Origin of the sequence: Sorangium sp. So ce448, from assembly GCF_051520915.1 — a bacterium.
Classification (GTDB): domain Bacteria; phylum Myxococcota_A; class Polyangia; order Polyangiales; family Polyangiaceae; genus Sorangium; species Sorangium cellulosum_B.
Genome location: NZ_CP150343.1, coordinates 8,745,056 through 8,762,100, shown reverse-complemented (window position 1 = coordinate 8,762,100; position 17,045 = coordinate 8,745,056). Strand labels below are relative to the sequence as shown.

At 69.8% G+C, this 17,045-nt stretch carries 14 protein-coding genes; 11 read left to right on the top strand and 3 right to left on the bottom strand.

Annotated features, from left to right (window positions below; all coding sequences use genetic code 11):
• The first annotated feature begins 57 nt into the window (after window positions 1-57).
• Window positions 58-864, top strand: a complete 807-nt coding sequence (locus WMF45_RS33040; RefSeq protein WP_437709094.1) for a PDZ domain-containing protein — start codon at window positions 58-60, stop codon at window positions 862-864.
• Between the two features lie 15 nt (window positions 865-879).
• Complete coding sequence (locus WMF45_RS33035; RefSeq protein ID WP_437709093.1) at window positions 880-1,407, top strand: TrmH family RNA methyltransferase; 528 nt, start codon at window positions 880-882, stop codon at window positions 1,405-1,407.
• Between the two features lie 40 nt (window positions 1,408-1,447).
• On the opposite strand, the gene WMF45_RS33030 is transcribed toward WMF45_RS33035, so the two are convergent.
• From WMF45_RS33030 to groES, 3 genes are all read right to left on the bottom strand, one after another.
• Window positions 1,448-1,981 carry a GNAT family N-acetyltransferase gene (locus WMF45_RS33030; RefSeq protein ID WP_437709091.1) on the bottom strand — a complete coding sequence of 178 codons (534 nt, stop codon included), beginning with the start codon at window positions 1,979-1,981 and terminating at the stop codon, window positions 1,448-1,450.
• Window positions 1,982-2,109: 128 nt separating this feature from the next.
• Window positions 2,110-3,738: a chaperonin GroEL gene (gene groL / locus WMF45_RS33025; protein WP_437542942.1), complete on the bottom strand. Its 1,629-nt coding sequence runs from the start codon at window positions 3,736-3,738 to the stop codon at window positions 2,110-2,112.
• A 33-nt stretch (window positions 3,739-3,771) separates the two neighbouring features.
• On the bottom strand, window positions 3,772-4,062 hold the full coding sequence (gene groES / locus WMF45_RS33020) for a co-chaperone GroES (RefSeq protein WP_012238539.1): 291 nt from the start codon (window positions 4,060-4,062) through the stop codon (window positions 3,772-3,774).
• 452 nt (window positions 4,063-4,514) lie between these two features.
• Here groES and WMF45_RS33015 point away from each other — a divergent pair, with 452 nt between their 5' ends.
• The 9 genes from WMF45_RS33015 (at window position 4,515) to WMF45_RS32975 (ending at window position 17,019) form a co-directional block, all read left to right on the top strand.
• Window positions 4,515-5,120 (top strand): hypothetical protein, encoded by a 606-nt coding sequence (locus WMF45_RS33015; RefSeq protein WP_437542940.1) that lies wholly within the window; start codon window positions 4,515-4,517, stop codon window positions 5,118-5,120.
• Entirely contained in the window at window positions 5,120-5,785 is a 666-nt protein-coding gene (locus WMF45_RS33010; RefSeq protein ID WP_437709089.1) for a hypothetical protein, read from the top strand. The genes WMF45_RS33015 and WMF45_RS33010 overlap by 1 nt, the downstream gene beginning before the upstream one ends.
• Window positions 5,786-5,920: 135 nt before the next feature.
• The gene (locus WMF45_RS33005; RefSeq protein ID WP_437709087.1) at window positions 5,921-6,775 is read left to right on the top strand and encodes a response regulator transcription factor; all 855 of its coding nucleotides are present in this window, start codon (window positions 5,921-5,923) and stop codon (window positions 6,773-6,775) included.
• Window positions 6,776-7,133: 358 nt separating this feature from the next.
• On the top strand, window positions 7,134-9,074 hold the full coding sequence (locus WMF45_RS33000) for a hypothetical protein (protein WP_437709085.1): 1,941 nt from the start codon (window positions 7,134-7,136) through the stop codon (window positions 9,072-9,074).
• A 72-nt stretch (window positions 9,075-9,146) separates the two neighbouring features.
• Complete coding sequence (locus WMF45_RS32995) at window positions 9,147-10,151, top strand: AAA family ATPase (RefSeq protein WP_437323898.1); 1,005 nt, start codon at window positions 9,147-9,149, stop codon at window positions 10,149-10,151.
• Window positions 10,152-10,169: 18 nt separating this feature from the next.
• Window positions 10,170-11,123: a DUF58 domain-containing protein gene (locus WMF45_RS32990; protein ID WP_437542928.1), complete on the top strand. Its 954-nt coding sequence runs from the start codon at window positions 10,170-10,172 to the stop codon at window positions 11,121-11,123.
• A 2-nt stretch (window positions 11,124-11,125) separates the two neighbouring features.
• Window positions 11,126-13,033 (top strand): vWA domain-containing protein, encoded by a 1,908-nt coding sequence (locus WMF45_RS32985; RefSeq protein ID WP_437709083.1) that lies wholly within the window; start codon window positions 11,126-11,128, stop codon window positions 13,031-13,033.
• Window positions 13,030-15,852, top strand: a complete 2,823-nt coding sequence (locus WMF45_RS32980) for a VWA domain-containing protein (protein ID WP_437709081.1) — start codon at window positions 13,030-13,032, stop codon at window positions 15,850-15,852. The genes WMF45_RS32985 and WMF45_RS32980 overlap by 4 nt, the downstream gene beginning before the upstream one ends.
• A 117-nt stretch (window positions 15,853-15,969) precedes the next feature.
• On the top strand, window positions 15,970-17,019 hold the full coding sequence (locus WMF45_RS32975; RefSeq protein WP_437709079.1) for a homocysteine S-methyltransferase family protein: 1,050 nt from the start codon (window positions 15,970-15,972) through the stop codon (window positions 17,017-17,019).
• The last annotated feature ends 26 nt before the right edge of the window (window positions 17,020-17,045 follow it).

Here is a 17,045-nt window from a genome sequence, read left to right as displayed (position 1 = left end):
CCGGCCAAAAATGGCGCCATCTTGGTCCTCCAACGGCATCGCGCGCTATCGCTCTGCTTGCCCGCGTTCATCCTGCTGCTCGCTGCAGGTGGCACACCGCTCGCCGCGGGCGGCTGCTCGGCGCTCTATCCCGAGCTTTCGACCCGCCTGCACGAGCCTCCTTCAGACCAGGAGCTGCATCCTCCGCCGCCCGAGGATGTCCGATGGCTAAGGGTCGTCCGGGCGAGAATCCCGGAGCGCACTCGGGACGGCCGCGCCTGGGATTCCGGCGCCGGCGACCTCCCGGACCCCTATGTCCGCGTCTTCGTCAACGGCGCGGAGATCTTTCGGACGGCGGAGCAAGCGAACACGCTGGAGCCGACCTGGCCCGAAGGACCCAGCGGAAACTTCCAGATCTTGCCCGAGGACCGGCTCCGGGTGGAGGTCTGGGAAGCGAATCCGCTCATCGACAAGCCGATCGGGGTGCGCGACATCGGCCGTCCGAGCGATACGCACCGAGCCGCAGGCGAGATCGAGGTCGAGCTCGACGCGGGCGGCTCGCTCACGCTCGCGTTCCAGCCGGCGCACGCCAAGTTCGGCCTCGGCCTCTGGTACCAGCTGCATTCCGGCTCCGCATTCATCTCGCGGACGATGGAGGGCGGGCCTGCAGAGCGCGCCGGGCTCCGCAAGGACGACGAGGTGCTGGAGATCGCCGGGCAGCCAGTGCGGCGCATGTCCGTCGCGGCGATCCGGGGCGCGCTCGACGCCGTGCCGCGCGCGGGGCTCGTGCTCCTGGTCAAGCACGCCACGGGCACGACCGAGCGGATCAGGGTCCACGAGGGGCCCATCTATCCGCTGTTCGATCGCTTCGCCGCCGCCGAGTAGGGGAGCCAGCGCGCCGTGAAGATCCCGCCCTTCGGGCTCACCACCCGGGAGATCCGCGAAGAGCTCGCCCCCTTGCGGAGCGACTTCTCCATCGCCGTCTGCCGCGCGAAGAACCCGTTCAACATCGGCGCCATCATCCGCGTCGCGCACTCGTTCCTGGTGCGGGAGATCTTCCTGATCGGGACCGAGCCCTACTACGAGCGCGCTTCGATGGGCATGCAGAAGTACGAGACCATCGTCGAGTGCCCCGACGAGGCGAGCTTCCTCGAAGCGGCGCGCGGCCGCCCGCTCATCGGCGTGGAGCGCGATCACGCGCGGCGCACCCTCTGGGAGGCGCCGTTCCCCAGCGGGCTCGTGTTCCTCTTCGGCAGCGAGGATGACGGGCTGCCGCAGGCGCTGCTCGACGCGTGCGAGGACGTGATCGCGATCCCCATGTACGGGATCAACCACTCGTACCCCGTGGCGATCGCGGCGGGCATGACCCTGTGCGAGTGGGCCCGGCGGCGCGACCCGCGCGGCGGCGTGAGCCGCGCAGGAGGGTGAGCGGCGCCGAGGCGGGCCCCTGTCCGTGGACGGAGGGGCGCTACTCGGGGTAGCGCTCGAAGACGAGGAGCTCGCCCAGGAGGTCGTGATCGAGCGTTCCGGCAGGGCGCATCCCGAGCTTCTCGATCACCCGGAGCGACGCGCGGTGCCAGGCCGGCGTGGTCGCGATGACGCGCCTCACGCCCGGCTGCTGCAGCGTCCAGTGCAGGACGGCGCGCGACCCCTCCGTCGCGTAGCCTTGGCCCTGGGACTTGCCCTCGACGCCGTAGCCGATCTCCACCGTGCCGGTCTCGTCGGGCCGGCCGTTCAGCACCACGCTGCCGACGACGACGCGCTCCTCCTGCGCGCGCGTCACCATCAGCCGCGTGCCCCACAGGAACGCCTCTGGATCGTCGCGCAGCCGGTCGAGCGGCGAGCTGAAGGCGCGCTCGACGAGGGCGCGCCCGGGCCAGGCGCCAGGGAAGCGCGCGCCGGACAGGGCCTCGGCCTCGGCGCGATCTCCGCGGATGACCGCCTCGAGCAGGGGCAGCGAGACCGGGGTGAGCGCCAGGCGCTCTGTAGTCAGGGTGCTCATCGCGAACCTGCGCCGGATCAGATCATGCGCCGCGGCCCGCCGGAAGTCGAAATGGCGAAGGGCCGGCTTCCTGAGGAGGAAGTCGGCCCTCGCCCGCCGGGCTTAACGGTCAGCGCGGCGCGTCGCGATCAGAAGTCGTGGCCGTGGCCCGCGTGGCCGCCACCAGCCGCCGGCTTCTCCTCCTTCGGCCGCTCGGCGATGAGCGCCTCGGTGGTGAGCATCAGGCTGGCGACGCTGGCCGCGTTCTGGAGCGCCGACCGGACGACCTTGACCGGATCGATGACGCCCATCTCGAGCAGGTTGCCGTAGTCGCCCGACGCGGCGTTGTAGCCGTACGAGTCCTTGCCGTCGCGCACCTTCTGCACGACGATCGAGCCCTCTTCCCCGGCGTTGGCCGAGATCTGGCGGAGGGGCTCCTCGATGGCGCGGCGGATGATGTTCACGCCGAACCGCTGCTCGTCGTTGACCTTGAGCTTCTCGAGCGAGCTCTGCGCGCGGATGAGCGCCACGCCGCCGCCCGGGACGATGCCCTCCTCGACGGCCGCGCGGGTCGCGTGGAGCGCGTCCTCGACGCGGGCCTTCTTCTCCTTCATCTCGGTCTCGGTCGCAGCGCCGACCTTGACGACCGCGACGCCGCCCACGAGCTTCGCGAGACGCTCCTGGAGCTTCTCGCGGTCGTAGTCGCTCGTCGTGTTCTCGATCTGAGCGCGGATCTCCTGCTGCCGGGCCTTGATCTTGTCCTTCTTGCCCTGGCCGCCGACGATCGTGGTGTTGTCCTTGTCGATGAGGACCGTCTTCGCGCGGCCGAGATCGCTGATCGTGACGTTCTCGAGCTTGAGGCCGAGCTCCTCCGCGATCACCTGGCCGTCCGTCAGGGTGGCGATGTCCTTCAGCATCTCCTTGCGGCGGTCACCGAAGCCGGGCGCCTTGACGGCCGCGCAGTGCAGCGTGCCGCGGAGCTTGTTCACGACGAGGGTCGCGAGCGCCTCGCCCTCGACGTCCTCGGCGATGATGAGGAGCTGCTTCTGGCTCTTGGCGATCGCCTCGAGCACCGGGAGCAGGTCCTTCATGTTGGAGATCTTCTTCTCCGAGATGAGGATGTAGCAGTCCTCGAGGTTCGCCTTCATGGCCTCGGGATCGGTCACGAAGTACGGCGAGAGGTAGCCGCGGTCGAACTGCATGCCCTCGACAACGTCGAGGGTCGTGTCGGCGCTCTTGGCCTCCTCGACCGTGATCACGCCCTCCTTGCCGACCTTCTCCATGGCGTCGGCGAGGAGCTTGCCGATCGTCTCGTCGCCGTTCGCGCTGATCGTGCCGACCTGCGCGATCTCCTTCGCGTCCTTGGTCTGCTTGGCGGAGCTGCGGAGGTGCTCGACGATCGCCTCGACCGCCTTGTCGATGCCGCGCTTGATCTCCATCGGGTTGTGCCCGGCCGCGACGAGCTTGGAGCCCTCGCGGTAGATCGCCTGGGCGAGCACCGTCGCGGTGGTCGTCCCGTCGCCGGCGATGTCGCTCGTCTTCGAGGCGACCTCGCGGACCATCTGGGCGCCCATGTTCTCGAAGCGGTTCTCGAGCTCGATCTCCTTGGCGACCGTGACGCCGTCCTTGGTGACCGTCGGCGAGCCGAAGCTCTTCTCGATGACGACGTTGCGCCCCTTCGGGCCGAGGGTGACCTTGACCGCGTCGGCGAGGGCGTTGACCCCCGCGAGGATCATGCTGCGGGCGGACTCGTTGTAGATGATTTCCTTGGCTGCCATGGTGTCTCTCCTAAGTTCCTTCTGTCGCCCGCGTCACTTCTCGATCACGCCGAGGATGTCGTCCTCGCGGAGGATGAGGTGCTCCTCGCCGTCGATCTTGACCTCGGTGCCCGAGTACTTGCCGAAGAGGACGCGATCGCCCTCCTTGACGTCGAGCTTCCGCACGGTACCGTCCTCGGCGACCTTGCCGTTGCCGACGGCGACGACGGTCCCCTCGATCGGCTTCTCTTTCGCGGTGTCCGGAATGTAGAGACCTCCCTTGGTCTTCTCTTCTTCCTTCACGCGCTGAACGATCACGCGGTCCTGGAGCGGTCGAATCTTCATCTTTGCAAGTCCTCCGGGGACGAGCGCCGCGTCCCACGAACGGCGGACCCAGCCGGCGCGATGGAGCGCGCCGGAAGGCCCCCTACGATTGCAGTCTGGGCACTTTGCTAGCACTCACCTGTGGCGAGTGCTAGCGAGCGCGCGGAAGATAGCCACCCCCTGGAGGGTGTCAAGAGTGGCCCCTGGCCGGCACTTTGCGCGTTGGCAGCCAGGCGCAGAGGTGGCTGTAAGTCCTGGAGATCGCAGGGGAAGGTGCGTGGCGCAAGGCTGGGCTCGGCGGAGCCCGTCGGCTAAAATGCACTTATGAGGGCAAAGCTGCGGCAGCACAGTGACGCGATGCCCTCAGGGCCTCCAGCCCGAGGGAGGCCGTCAGGACGTGTCTGGTTGACCTGAGCGCGCGGTGGCCCGGGTTACGTCGGTATCCAGGGCACCCGCATAAGTGAGGTGCCGCTGTGAGCCAAGCGATCTCTCTCTCCCCGAGCATGACCCGCTATTTCCAGGAGGTTGTGGACGAGGCGCTCCGAGTTCGGAACGTCGCCGTCACCGAGGCGGCGTCGAGTTACCTCGTCGGTCTGCTCTGTGCTTTTGCTCACCCGGACGAGCATGCCGAGTCTGCCTTCAACCAGCCCCTGACCTTTCTTCTGCGCGACGCGCTGGAGGCCTCCGGAGCCGAGCGCTTCCAGCGGCTGCGCAACCTGGGAGACAGCGTCCTCTACGTGGTCGGCTTCTTCGGCGGCCACATCGAGCTCAAGGGGGTCGATCGCGGCTACGTGGTCGGGGTCGGGTCGACCGCCTACCACCATGCCGCCGCTATGCTGCGCCTCAATGCGCGCGTCGGCCAGGGGCCCGATGTTCTTTCGGAGATGGCCGAGAAATTCGAGCGGTTCGTGAGCGTCCTGAACGATGTGGCCGACGGTACGCTCGCGTCGGGGGCTCGGGATGAGCGCTCGGTGCTCCGGCTGTACGAGCGCTGGGTTCGTACGGGATCGAGCCGCCTCGCGGATGAGCTCGGGGCACGAGGGCTCGTGCCGAGCCGTGGTACGGGCGGGCTCAACTGATGCTGGGGGCGACCTTTCCGTCCCGGATCCAGCAGCATCTGGCGCGCACCTATGCGCTCGATGACGCGCCCGCGGTCGACGATTTCATCCGGCTGACGGACGGCAGCGCACGCGAAGCGCTGCTGATCCGGCACGCCGACGGGGATATCGAGATCGCGCTGCACCTGCCCCGCCGGGCGATCACGCGGGGGCGAGAGCGGACGTTCGACGAGATCTGCCAGATCGTCGAGGGCGTGAGCCACTTCCTCTATGTGGCCGAGCGGGCCCGCAGGGAGCTGCCGGCGACCCAGCTCGAGCTCGAGCTCCAGGCCGAGGTCGACAAATACGTGCTGCTTGTTTACGGCGATCTGGCTGACGAGGTCGAGCCGCCTGGCCCGCCGCTCGGACGCCGCCACGAGGCGGCCCCATCGGGGGCGGGGCGCTTCGAGCCCGAGCGCGCCGCGCGGATCCGCGCCCATCTCTTCGAGCGGGTCACCTTCATGGATCCACCGGGCACGGAGACCGGCGATCGCTACCGGATCGCGAACGATCTGGCGGCGCGGTTCGCGGGCCGACTCGAGGCCGAGTTTGCCCGCCATGGGCGTCATGCCGAGCTTCTCGCGGCGCTGCGACGCTTCTATGCGGCGGGGCAGACGGAAAAGATCGCCCTCGCGCGCGCCGCGTGAGCGCATCCTCCCGGGCGCTCGGGGTCGCTCGGGAGGGCGGCGACGGGCGGCGACGGTGAAGAGCGCTCGCCGCGGCCGCGCGCTCTCGTTCTCTCTTGACCGGTTCGCGCGCACGTACTCTCATCCGCATCCACGATGCCTTTCGCGAGCACGATGCCGCCCCGTGTGCTGGTGGCCGAAGACGAACCGGCGATGTTGAGCCTCGTTGCGCGTCACCTGAGGAACCTGGGTTTCTCTGTGATCGAGGCTTCCGAGGGCGATGCCGCCTGGGAGCTCGCGCGCGAGCACCAGCCGGATCTGGTGATCCTGGACGTGATGATGCCCGGCATGAGCGGCTGGGAGATCTGCAAGCGGCTGAAGAGCGACACGTCCGACGGACGGCCGTTCGCGAGCACCGGCGTCATCATGCTCACCGGGATCGGCGAGAACCTGAACGAGATGACCTCGCCGCTCTTCGCCGCGGACGCCTGGTTGAACAAGCCGTTCGATTTCTCGGATCTGGACGCGCGGGTGCGCGAGACGCTCGCGCGTTATGCGAAGCAGGTCCCTGATGCGAACGGCGCCAGGGCTCAGGCGAGCGCGGTTGGCGAGGAGCGTGAAGCCGCGGCGCAGCCGTCTTCCAGAGAGCGGGCGACGGGGGCGAAGAAGTCGGGGGCAAACGGCGCCACGGCGAGCAGGGCGGCTGCGAAGCGGTCGGCCGCGACGAAGAAGCCGGCCACCAAGGCCGCGAAGAAGCCGGCCGTGGCGAAGAAGCCGGCCACCAAGGCTGCGAAGAAGCCGGCCGTGGCGAAGAAGCCGGCCGCCAAGGCTGCGAAGAAGCCGGCCGTGGCGAAGAAGCCGGCCGCCAAGGCTGCGAAGAAGCCGGCCGCGGCGAAGAAGCCGGCCACCAAGGCTGCGCAGAAGCCGGCCGCCAAGGCTGCGAAGAAGCCGGTCGCGGCGAAGAAGCCGGCCGCCACGAAGGCGGCGTCCAAGAAGAAGTCGATGAAGTGATCCAATCCGAGGCGGGCGCCGCGCGCAGTGGCCCGTCACCTTGTTCCCACGCAACGTACGCGTGTCGCCGCCGAGCCGGGCGCAGAAGAGCCGCCCGATCAGCGCCCCGAGGGAAGACCCCCACCCACCACCGTCAACGCGCATCCATGCGGGCGGCGCGTTGAGCGCAGAGGCTGCCCTGCACGGGAATCATCAGGGCTCGCCGCGCGTCATTCCCTCGTACGTCGCGCGCAGCCTCCCACGTACGTCGCGCGGAGCCTCCCAGGAACTTTCGGGCGCCTGACCCGTCAGCAGGTACAATGCTGCGACGTTTCCCCTTCGAGGGCCCCCGCGGGGGGCGCCCGGAGCGCTGAGCACCGTGAGCGACTCTCGCACGAAGCAACTGGACCGCATTCGCAGCGCCGCGCTCGCGGTCGAGCTGAGGCTCCGGTTCGGGCGCGCGCTGCGCGCGCTGCCGAGCGCGCTGACCCTCGCGCTCGCGCTCGCCGCCGGGACGCTCGCGGTGCACAAGGCGCTCCCGGCGTACCTCGGCGAGCCGCGCGCGCGCCAGCTCCTCCTCGGCGCCGGGCTGCTCGTGCTGGCCACCCTCGTCGTGGCGATGCTGCGCCGCTTGCCTCCCCGCGCCGGCACCATCGCCCTCGATCGGCACCACGGCCTCCACGATCGGCTGACGATCGCGCTCGCCTTCGACGCGCTGCCCGCAGCGCAGCGCACCCCCCTGATGGAAGCGGCGATCGACGACGCCTGCGAACACGCCGCAGGGCTGCGCCCCGCTGGCGCCGCGCCGCTCGCGCTCCCTCGCGAGCTGTGGACCTCCGCCGCGGTGGGCCTCGGCGTGCTGGCGGTGGCGCTGCTGGAGGTGCGCACCCCGCGGAAGCAGGCGCCCGTGGCGGCGACCATCGACGCGCTCGCCATGTCGCCCGATGACATCGAGCTCTTCAAGGACGCGGCGAAGGCGCTCGATCGGCAGGACCAGAGCCCGGAGATGAAGTCCGCGGTCGAGCGGTTCAACCAGCTCATCGAGGACATCGCCAACAAGCGCCTCGATCGCACCGAGGCGTTCCGCCGCATGGAGGCGCTCGAGCGAGAGCTCCTGAAGGGCGCGGAGGCCGATCTGAAGGCGCTCGAAGAGGCGCTCAAGGAGACGGGGCTCGACCTCAAGAAGAGCGACCTGGCGAAGGGCGTGGGGGAGTCCCTCGAGAAGAAGGATCTCGAGAAGGCGAAGAAGGACCTGAAGGAGCTCGCCGAGAAGCTCCGCGACAAGAAGCAGAAGTTCGACAAGGCAGAGGTCGAGCGGCTGCGCAAGGCGCTCTCCGAGGCGGCGTCGCGCCGCAAGGAGGCCCTCGCCGCGATCAACGAGAAGCGCGCCGAGGCGCGCGAGCAGCTCCTCAAGCAGAAGCAGAAGGCCTCCGCGAACGATCAGCAGAGATCCGAGCAGGAGAGGCTGCTCAAGAAGAAGGAGCGCGAGCTGGAGCGGCTCGACCGCGAGGCCGAGCAGAAGGAGCGGACCGGGCGCCAGCTCGACCGGCTCGATCGCGAGCTCGCCAAGGCTGCCGAGGATCTGATGCGCGACCTCGGGATGTCAGCGGACGATCTCGAGCAGGCGGCCGAGGACATCAACCGGATGCAGCAGGAGGAGATGTCCGAGCAGGAGAAGGAAGAGCTGCGCCAGCGGCTCGAGGAGCTCCGGGAGCTCGTGCGCCAGCAAGGGCAGGGGGGCAAGCAGCGGATGGCCAGGATGCTCCGCTTCGGAAAGCGCGCGCGCGGCAGTCAGGGCAGCGGTGAGGAGCAGCAGGGGCAGGGCCAGCAGGGGCAGGGCGACGGCGAGCAGGAAGGGCAGGAGGGCCAGCAAGGCCAGGGCGGTCAGGGCAAGGGCGGGCAAGGCCAGGGGCAAGAGCTGGTGATCGGGCCCGGCGGCAAGAAGATCCTGATACCCGGCGGCGGGCAGGGGCAGGGGCAGGAGGGGCCGGGGAGCGGCCAGGGCAACAGCAACGGCGGCAACCAGCCCGGGGGTGACGGCGTCGGCTCCGGCCGCGGCGGCGAGGTCGCGGGCAAGCGCACCGACCCGAAGATGGGGACCCAGGACGTCCAGGCGCAGGGGCTCGACACGCAGCAAGGGCCCTCGAACAGCGAGGTGATCCTCAGCGCGGCCGAGCGGGGCTTCAAGGGGACCGGCTACAAGAAGGTCTTCACCGACTATCACACGGTCGCAGAGCAGCAGATCAACAAGGATCAGATCCCTGATGGATACCGGTTCTACGTGAACCGGTATTTCCAGCTCATCAGGCCGCGCGAGTGAGTCGAGCCGGCGGCTCGAACGCGACCGCGCCTCACCAGGCGCTCCGCGACAGCGGGCGCGAAGCAGGAAGTCATGGCCGAGAAGACGAAGGAAGCAGCGCGGGCCGAGGTGGACGAGTTCCGCGCGAGCATCGGAGAGCTGCGCGAGGAGGTGGGGAAGGTCATCGTCGGCAACCGCGAGGTGGTCGACGGCGTGCTCACGTGCATGCTCGCCGGCTCGCACGCGCTGCTCGAGGGCGTGCCGGGGCTCGGCAAGACGATGCTCGTCCGCACCATGGCCGAGGCGCTGGACCTCCAGTTCTCGCGCATCCAGTTCACGCCCGACATGATGCCCGCGGACATCATCGGCACCACGGTCATCGATGAGAACGCGGGCGGGCAGCGGTCGTTCTCGTTCCGCAAGGGGCCGATCTTCGCGAACATCGTCCTCGCCGACGAGATCAACCGGGCCACGCCGAAGACGCAGAGCGCGCTCCTCGAGGCCATGCAGGAGCACCGGGTCACGGTCTCGCGGCAGAGCTACACGCTCGAAGAGCCGTTCTTCGTCCTGGCGACGCAGAACCCCCTCGAGAGCGAGGGGACGTACCCGCTGCCCGAGGCGCAGCTCGATCGGTTCTTCTTCAAGCTGCACGTGCCGTTCCCCAGCCGCGACGAGCTGAACTCGATCCTCGAGCGGACGACCGGCACCGACGCGATCGAGGTGCGGCCGGTCCTGAACAAGGAGCGGATCATCGCCATGCAGCGGCTCGTCCGCGAGGTGCCCGTGGCGAAGCACGTCCAGGACTACGCGGTGCGGCTCCTCCAGGCCACCCACCCCGCCGAGGGAGGCAGCCTCGACGAGGTGAAGCGGTTCGTGAAGTTCGGCGGGTCGCCGCGCGGGGCGCAGGCGCTGCTGCTCGCCGCGAAGATCCGCGCCCTCTTCGAAGGGCGGTTCGCGGCGTCGGTCGACGACGTGCGCGCGTGCGCGCTCCCCGCCCTCCGGCACCGCGTGCTGCTCAACTTCGAGGGCGAGGCGGAGGGCGTGAAGACCGACGAGGTGCTGCAGGCGATCCTCAAGCACCTTCCGGAGAGCAAATGAGGCGCCGTCGAAGGTAGCATGGGGCTCTTCGACGCGTTCAAGAGGGCCGCCGCGCCGCTGCGCCGCATCTCCGCGCTCTCCGCGAGCGCCCCCGACGAGGAGCTCTTCGACGACGAGTTCCAGCGCAAGCTCGACTATCTCGCGATGGTGAGCCGCCGCGTCTTCTCGGGGGCGATGCGCGCGGAGCGGCGGACCAAGAAGACCGGCTCCGGGGTCGAGTTCGCCGACCACCGCGACTACGCGCCCGGCGACGATTTCCGGTACCTCGACTGGGCCGCGTACCAGCGCTTCGACCGGCTCCTCATCCGGCTCTACGAGGAGGAGGAGGACCTCTCGATCTACTTCATCGTCGACACCTCGGCGTCGATGGCGTTCGGCGACGGCGAGAAGCTGCGGCACGCAAAGCGCCTCGCTGCAGCGCTGGCGTACGTCGGGCTCGCCAACCTCGACCGCATCGCGATCGTCACCGCGACCGACGAGATCAGCGGGCGCATGCAGTCGACCCGCGGCAAGGCGCGCATCTTCAGGATCTTCCGCTTCCTCGGGCAGGCGCGCGCCGAGGGCCCGACCGACCTCGGCGAGGCGATGAAGACCTTCGTGGCGCAGCACAAGCGGCGCGGCCTCGCCGTGATCCTCAGCGATCTCTATGATCCGGCGGGCTTCGAGCGCGGCATCAACGTCCTCCGGTACAACCGGTTCGAGCCGTTCGTGCTCCACGTCGTCGACGCGCGCGAGGCCCGGCCTGCGCTGCGCGGGGACGTGCGCGTCTACGACTGCGAGACCGGAGACGAGCGCGAGGTCACGGTGACCCCCAAGGTGCTCGAGCGCTACGCCGAGGCCTACGAGCAGTACCTCGACGAGATCCGCCGCTTCTGCACGTCGCGGCAGGTGAGCTACTTCCGCGCGGACGTGTCCGTCCCCTTCGATGAGCTGATCCTTCGCGTGTTCCGCAGAGGCGGCTTCCTCCGGTAGCGATGCTGCACTTCACCGGCGTTCCGCTGCAGACACTGCTCCAGATCGGCGCCCTCGCCGGGGCCGTGGTCGTCGTCTTCTACATCCTCAAGCTGCGCCGGCGGCCCGTCGCGGTCCCCTTCTCGAGGATCTGGGAGCGCATCCTCCGGGACAAGGAGGCGACGAGCCTGTTCTCGCAGCTGAAGCGGCTCCTGTCGCTGCTGCTGCAGCTCGCGCTCCTCGCGCTGCTCCTGCTCGCGCTGGGGGATCCGCGCCCGCAGGCGAACCTCGTCGAGGGGCGCAACATCGTCGTCCTCATCGACGCGAGCGCGAGCATGCAGGCCATCGACGTCGCGCCCTCGCGCATCGAGCTCGCGAAGGAAGAGGTCAGGAAGATGGTCCGCGGCCTCTCCGGCAGCGACCGCATGCTGCTGGCCCAGATGGACGCGGCCATCACGCCCCTGTCGACGCTCACCGGAGAGATCTCGGAGCTCGAGGCGGCCGTCGCGGCGGTGAGGCCGACCGACGCCACCGCCGACTTCGCGCGCGCGCTCCGCTTCGCGAGCGACACCCTGAGCGGGCTCCCGTCGCCGGAGGTCATCGTCGTGAGCGACGGCGCGCTCGGCGAGCCGACCGACGCCGGCGGACAGGTGCGCCTCGGCGACATCAAGCTCTCGTACCTGCCGATCGGCAAGGGATCGAGGAACGCCGCCATCACCGAGTTCTCGGTGCGGCGCTACCCGCTCGACAAGAGCCGCTACGAGGTGATGCTCGAGGTCACCAACACGAGCGACGAGCCCCTCGATCTCGAGCTGTCGCTGCTCGGCGACGGCCAGCTCACGGATCTGACGCGCATCCGGCTCAAACCCAAGGAGAAGCTGCCCCGCTTCTACCCGAACCTCTCCGGCGCGTCGAAGACGCTCGAGGCGAAGCTCGCGCTGGCCGACGGCAGCTCGGACGACCTCCCCGCGGACAACCGCGCCTACGCGCTCCTCCCCGAGCGGCGCCGCGCGCGCGTCCAGGTCGTCTCCGCGGGGAACATGTTCCTCGAGGCGGCGCTGCTCCTCGACGAGTACCTCGACGTGACCTTCGTCGACCCGCAGCGGTACCCGGCGGCCTCGTCGTTCGACGTGACCATCTTCGACGGCGTGGCGCCGAGCGTCGCGCCGGGGAGCGGGAGCCTGCTCTACCTCAACCCGACCGGGACCAGCGTCCCGTTCGAGGTGGGCAAGGAGGTCCTCGATGACGACCCGAACTACCGCCTGGGCTTCGACGAGCTCGACGCGAAGCACCCGCTCCTGCGCTACACGGCGCTCAGCGACGTGAACGTCGCGCGCGCCCACGTGCTCAAGGGCAACAAGGAAGACAGGGTCGTCGGCCGGAGCTACAAGGGCCCGCTGCTGCTGGAGGGGCGGCGCAGCGGCGTGAAATTCGTCGCGCTCGGCTTCGACGTGCGCGAGAGCGATTTCCCGCTCCGCATCGCCTGGCCGCTCTTCCTGCTCAACGCGATCAACAACTTCGTCGAGGAGGACACGAGCTACATCTCCTCGTTCCGCACGGGCTCCGTCTGGCACATCCCGGCGTCCTCGTCCGCGGAGGTGGCCAGCCTGGAGCAGCCCGACGGGACGACGCGCGCGGTCCCCATCCAGGAGGGGCGCGCCGTGTTCCTCGGGCAGCACGCCGGCTTCTACACGCTGCGCGTCGGCGCCGCGGGCGCGCAGGAGGAGAGCATGTTCGCCGCGAACCTCTCGGCGCCGGAGGAGAGCGCGATCGCCCCCGCCGTCGAGCTCAAGGTCGACGGCCGCGGCGCGGGCGCGGTGAGCGAGTTCAAGATCGGCGTTCGCCGTGAGCTCTGGGTCTACCTGCTCGCGGCGGTGCTCCTCGTGACCGCGATCGAGTGGTTCACGTACCACAGGAGGGTGACGGTGTGAGCGCGTTCCGTGGTCGCAGGCTGCGCATCGCCGCGTGGGCCATCACATGCGTCGCCCTCGGCGGGATCCTGTTCTGGGCGTACCGGAGGTATGTCCTCCTGCACCCGGATCCGACGCTGACGTGGGTGCGCGAGGGGGTGAAGTACGAGCTCCTCAACCCGAAGATGCTCGGCGCGATCCTGCTCGCGCCCTGGTTCGTCGGGGTGCTCGCGGGCTCCCTCGCCGACCTTCCCCTGCCGCAGCGCGTGCTCTCGGTGCTGCTGCGGGTCGCGTTCGTCGCGCTGATCGCGCTCGGGCTGTCGCGGCTCGCGAGGTCCGCGACCACGGAGAAGGTCGCCACCATCTACCTCATCGACGTCTCCGAGTCGGTCACGGACGAGGCGCTCGACGACGCGCGAGCGACGCTCGACAAGGCGTTCGCCGAGAAGCCCGAGGACGGCGTCATCAAGGTGATCACCTTCGCGCGGCGACCGCGGCTCGCCGAGCGCGCGGCCGGCGAGGCGGCCGGTCGAGAGGCGGAGCGGCGCGCGCCGCCCATCGGGCGCCACGTCGACGCGAACGGACAGCGCGGCGATCTCGGCGCGGGCTCGAACCTCCAGGCCGCGCTGCAGCTCGCGTACGGGCTGTATCCGCCCGGCTACCTCAAGCGCGCCGTGCTGATGTCGGACGGCGTCCAGACGGACGGCGACGTGCTCGCCGAGGCCAACCGGGCGCGCGACGTCGGCGTGCGGCTGTTCTCCATCCCGTACCGGCGGCCCGCGCCCCCCGAGGTCGCGGTGCGAGAGCTCAGGATGCCCGACCGGGTCAAGGTCGGGGAGACGTTCGAGATCCACGCCGACATCTACGCCAGCCGCGCCACCAAGGCGCGCGCGCGGCTCTTCCAGGGGGAGGCGCTGAACGGCCTCGAGGGCATCCGGGACCTCGAGCTCAAGGCAGGGCCGAACGACGTCGTGTTCAAGAGCGTCGTGCGCATCGCGGGGCAGGTGACCTACGCGCTCGAGCTCGACCAGATCGCGGACGATAAGTTCAAGGAGAACAACCGGTACGCGACCACCATCGACGTGCCTGGGCGCCCGTCGGTGCTCTACATCGAGGGGACGCCGCAGCACGCCGGCCCGCTCTCGAGCGCGCTCACCGCGCAGCAGCTCGACGTCGACGTCAGGCCGCCGGCAGGATTCCCGGGCTCCCTCAAGGAGATGGAGCGCTACGACTTCCTGATCGTGTCCGATACCCCGAAGGAAGCGCTCAGCCTGCAGGGGCAGGAGATCATCGAGAGCTACGTGCGGGATCTCGGCGGGGGGTTCCTCTTCGCCGGCGGCGAGTCGGGGTACGGCCTCGGCGGCTGGTACCGCACCACCATCGAGCGGATCCTGCCCGTTCGGATGGACAACGAGCGAAAGAAGGACATGCCGAGCGTCGCGATGGCGCTCGTCATGGATCGCTCGGGATCGATGACCGGGCTGCCCCTCGAGATGGCCAAGGCCGCGGCGAAGGCGACCGCGGGGGTGCTGTCGTCGGACGATCTGATCGAGGTGATCGCGTTCGACTCGGCGCCGACGCGCTACGTGAAGATGCAGCCCGCGCGCAACCGGTCGCGGATCGCGGGTGAGATCGCGCGCATCCAGCCGGGCGGCGGGACCGAGATCTTCTCCGCGCTCGACGCCGCCTACCAGGACATGACCGTCACGCAGGCGCGCAAGAAGCACGTCATCCTCCTCACGGACGGCAAGGCGTCGACGGGCGGCATCCGGGACCTCGTGTCCGCCATGATCGCCGAGTCGATCACCGTGACCACGGTGGGCCTCGGGAACGACCTCGACGAGCAGCTGCTCAAGATGATCGCCGACGTGGGCGGGGGGCGCTTCCACGCGGTCCCGGATCCGAACAACCTGCCGCGGATCTTCACCAAGGAGACCGAGATGGTGGCGCGCGCCGCCGCCGTCGAGGAGTGGTTCCCGGTGACCCAGGTCGGCGACGCGGCGTTCCTCCGCGGCGTCGACGTCCGCACGGCGCCCAACCTGCACGGCTACGTCTCGACGAAGCTGAAGCCGCCGCCCGCCCAGGAGCTGCTCACGAGCGACACCGAGGAGCCGATCCTCGCGCGCTGGCGCGTCGGCCTCGGGTGGACGCTGGCCTGGACGACCGACGTCAAGGCGCGCTGGGCCGTCGAGTGGCTGAGGTGGCCAGGCTTCGAGAAATTCTGGGGGCAGCTCGTCCACGAGCACATGCGCCAGAAGCACCGGCGCGAGCTCGACATGAGGGCCGAGATCGTCGACGGCGAGCTGCGCGCGTCCGTCGACGCGTTCGGGGCCGACGACCGGTTCGAGAACAACCTGACCTCCCGGCTCAGCATCATCGGGCCCGAGCCGGGCGGCGCGACGCGGGTCGTCGACATGCGTCAGACCGCGCCGGGGCGCTACGAGACGGCGCTTGCGCTGGATCGGTACGGCTCGTTCCTCTTGCGGGCGGAGCACCTGCGCGAGGCCGAGGACGGCTCGCTCCGGCCCGTCGCCGTCAGCTACGGCCACGTCTCGAACCCGTACCCGCGCGAGTACGCGAGCTTCGAGCCCGAGCTCGCGATCCTCGAGAAGGCCGCGACGTCGACCGGCGGGGCGGTCGATCCGAACGGCGTGGCGGCCATCTTCGACCCGGCAGGGGAGAAGGTGACGTTCCACGAGGAGCTCTGGCAGCAGTTCATCTACGCTGCGATGGTCGTGTTCCTGCTCGATCTGTTCGTCCGCCGGGTGCGGCTCTTCGACCGGAAGTTCGTCGCGCGCCGGGGCCGAGGGGTAGGGGGCCGGCGCCTCCCGGCCACATGACGGACCATGGCAAAGCGGAGCCCCTCATGAAGGCCGATCCCCCGTTCCTCCCCGGCGCCGCGCCGAGCGCCGGTGTGCGTCCGTCAGGTTGTCCCCGACTCCGCTGCGTGGAACGCTGTGCTCCAGCCCGCTGGGCTGCACCATTTCGCGACGCGGAAGGGCCGTCTTGGGCTAGTTTCCCCTTATAGACCGGTGGTAGAGGAGCCCTGGAAAGCAGCGAAGGACGTGAATGCGCTCGAGGCCTCCACCTCTCGGCCTCCCGTGGGTCGTCCGCTCATCATCAGCGGCGATCCGCTCGCTTCGCTCCGTGGACGAGGCACCGCGGTCTCCTCCACCACCGCCCTTGGCCGGCTGCTCCGCGAGTCGCCGCGGGCGGTCGCTGAGCTGCACGAGCAGGAGATCGCGCTGGGGATCGACGTGGTCCGGGCGCTCACGTCCGCGACGACGACGCGCGCTCTGGCGCCCATCGGCATGGCGTTCCGCGCCGCCGCGCTGACCGGAACCGCGGTCGAGCTCGCTACAGAGGCGGCGGGCGCGGCCGCGCGCCGCGTGGCGGTGGCGGGTATCCTGGGCCACACTGCTGCCGCGCCCATGGCCGACCGGATCGCGGAGGATTACGCCGTCCATGCGGCCAGGCTGGCGGCGGCCGGCTGCGAGATCCTCGTCGCGTGCGGCTTCGATCCAGCTCAGGCAGCGTGCGTCGGCCCCACGGTCGCGCGGCTCGCGCGCCGCGCGGCGGTGGTCAGCGCCAGCACGACGCAGCTGGCGACGTGGGCGCTCGTGGAGCTCGACGGCGCAGGGCGCACCGCCGATGGCGAGGGCTTCGAGGAGGTCGCCCGCTCGGCCCTCGACAGCGGCGCGGACGCGTTGCTCTTCGAGGTGCCGTCGGTCGAGCTCGGGCTCAACGTGCTCCGGCGCCTCGAGGGCGTGGCGCATGAGGTTCAGGTCGGCGTGCTGCTCGGCGCGGAATCTGCGCAGGCGGACGGTGCCGATCGCATCACGCCCGCCGAGATCTGCGATGCTTGGGCGGTGTCGGCGGCGCGGCTCATCGAGGCGGGCGCGCGAATGCTCGGGGGAGGGACGGGGACAACGCTGGCGCACCTGGGCGCGCTCGCGAAGATGCTCCGTACGACGCAGCGCGCGCCCCTTCTCAGGCGCGCGCTCTAAGCGAGAACGAAACCCAACCGGAAACG

What these genes read in the sequence shown, in the direction of transcription:
- WMF45_RS33005 (WP_437709087.1), top strand. Translation starts at nt 5,921, where the DNA reads ATGCCTTTCGCGAGCACGATGCCGCCCCGTGTGCTGGTGGCCGAAGAC.
- groL (WP_437542942.1), bottom strand. Translation starts at nt 3,738, where the DNA reads ATGGCAGCCAAGGAAATCATCTACAACGAGTCCGCCCGCAGCATGATC.
- WMF45_RS32985 (WP_437709083.1), top strand. Translation starts at nt 11,126, where the DNA reads ATGCTGCACTTCACCGGCGTTCCGCTGCAGACACTGCTCCAGATCGGC.
- WMF45_RS32990 (WP_437542928.1), top strand. Translation starts at nt 10,170, where the DNA reads ATGGGGCTCTTCGACGCGTTCAAGAGGGCCGCCGCGCCGCTGCGCCGC.
- WMF45_RS32995 (WP_437323898.1), top strand. Translation starts at nt 9,147, where the DNA reads ATGGCCGAGAAGACGAAGGAAGCAGCGCGGGCCGAGGTGGACGAGTTC.
- groES (WP_012238539.1), bottom strand. Translation starts at nt 4,062, where the DNA reads ATGAAGATTCGACCGCTCCAGGACCGCGTGATCGTTCAGCGCGTGAAG.
- WMF45_RS33030 (WP_437709091.1), bottom strand. Translation starts at nt 1,981, where the DNA reads ATGAGCACCCTGACTACAGAGCGCCTGGCGCTCACCCCGGTCTCGCTG.
- WMF45_RS33010 (WP_437709089.1), top strand. Translation starts at nt 5,120, where the DNA reads ATGCTGGGGGCGACCTTTCCGTCCCGGATCCAGCAGCATCTGGCGCGC.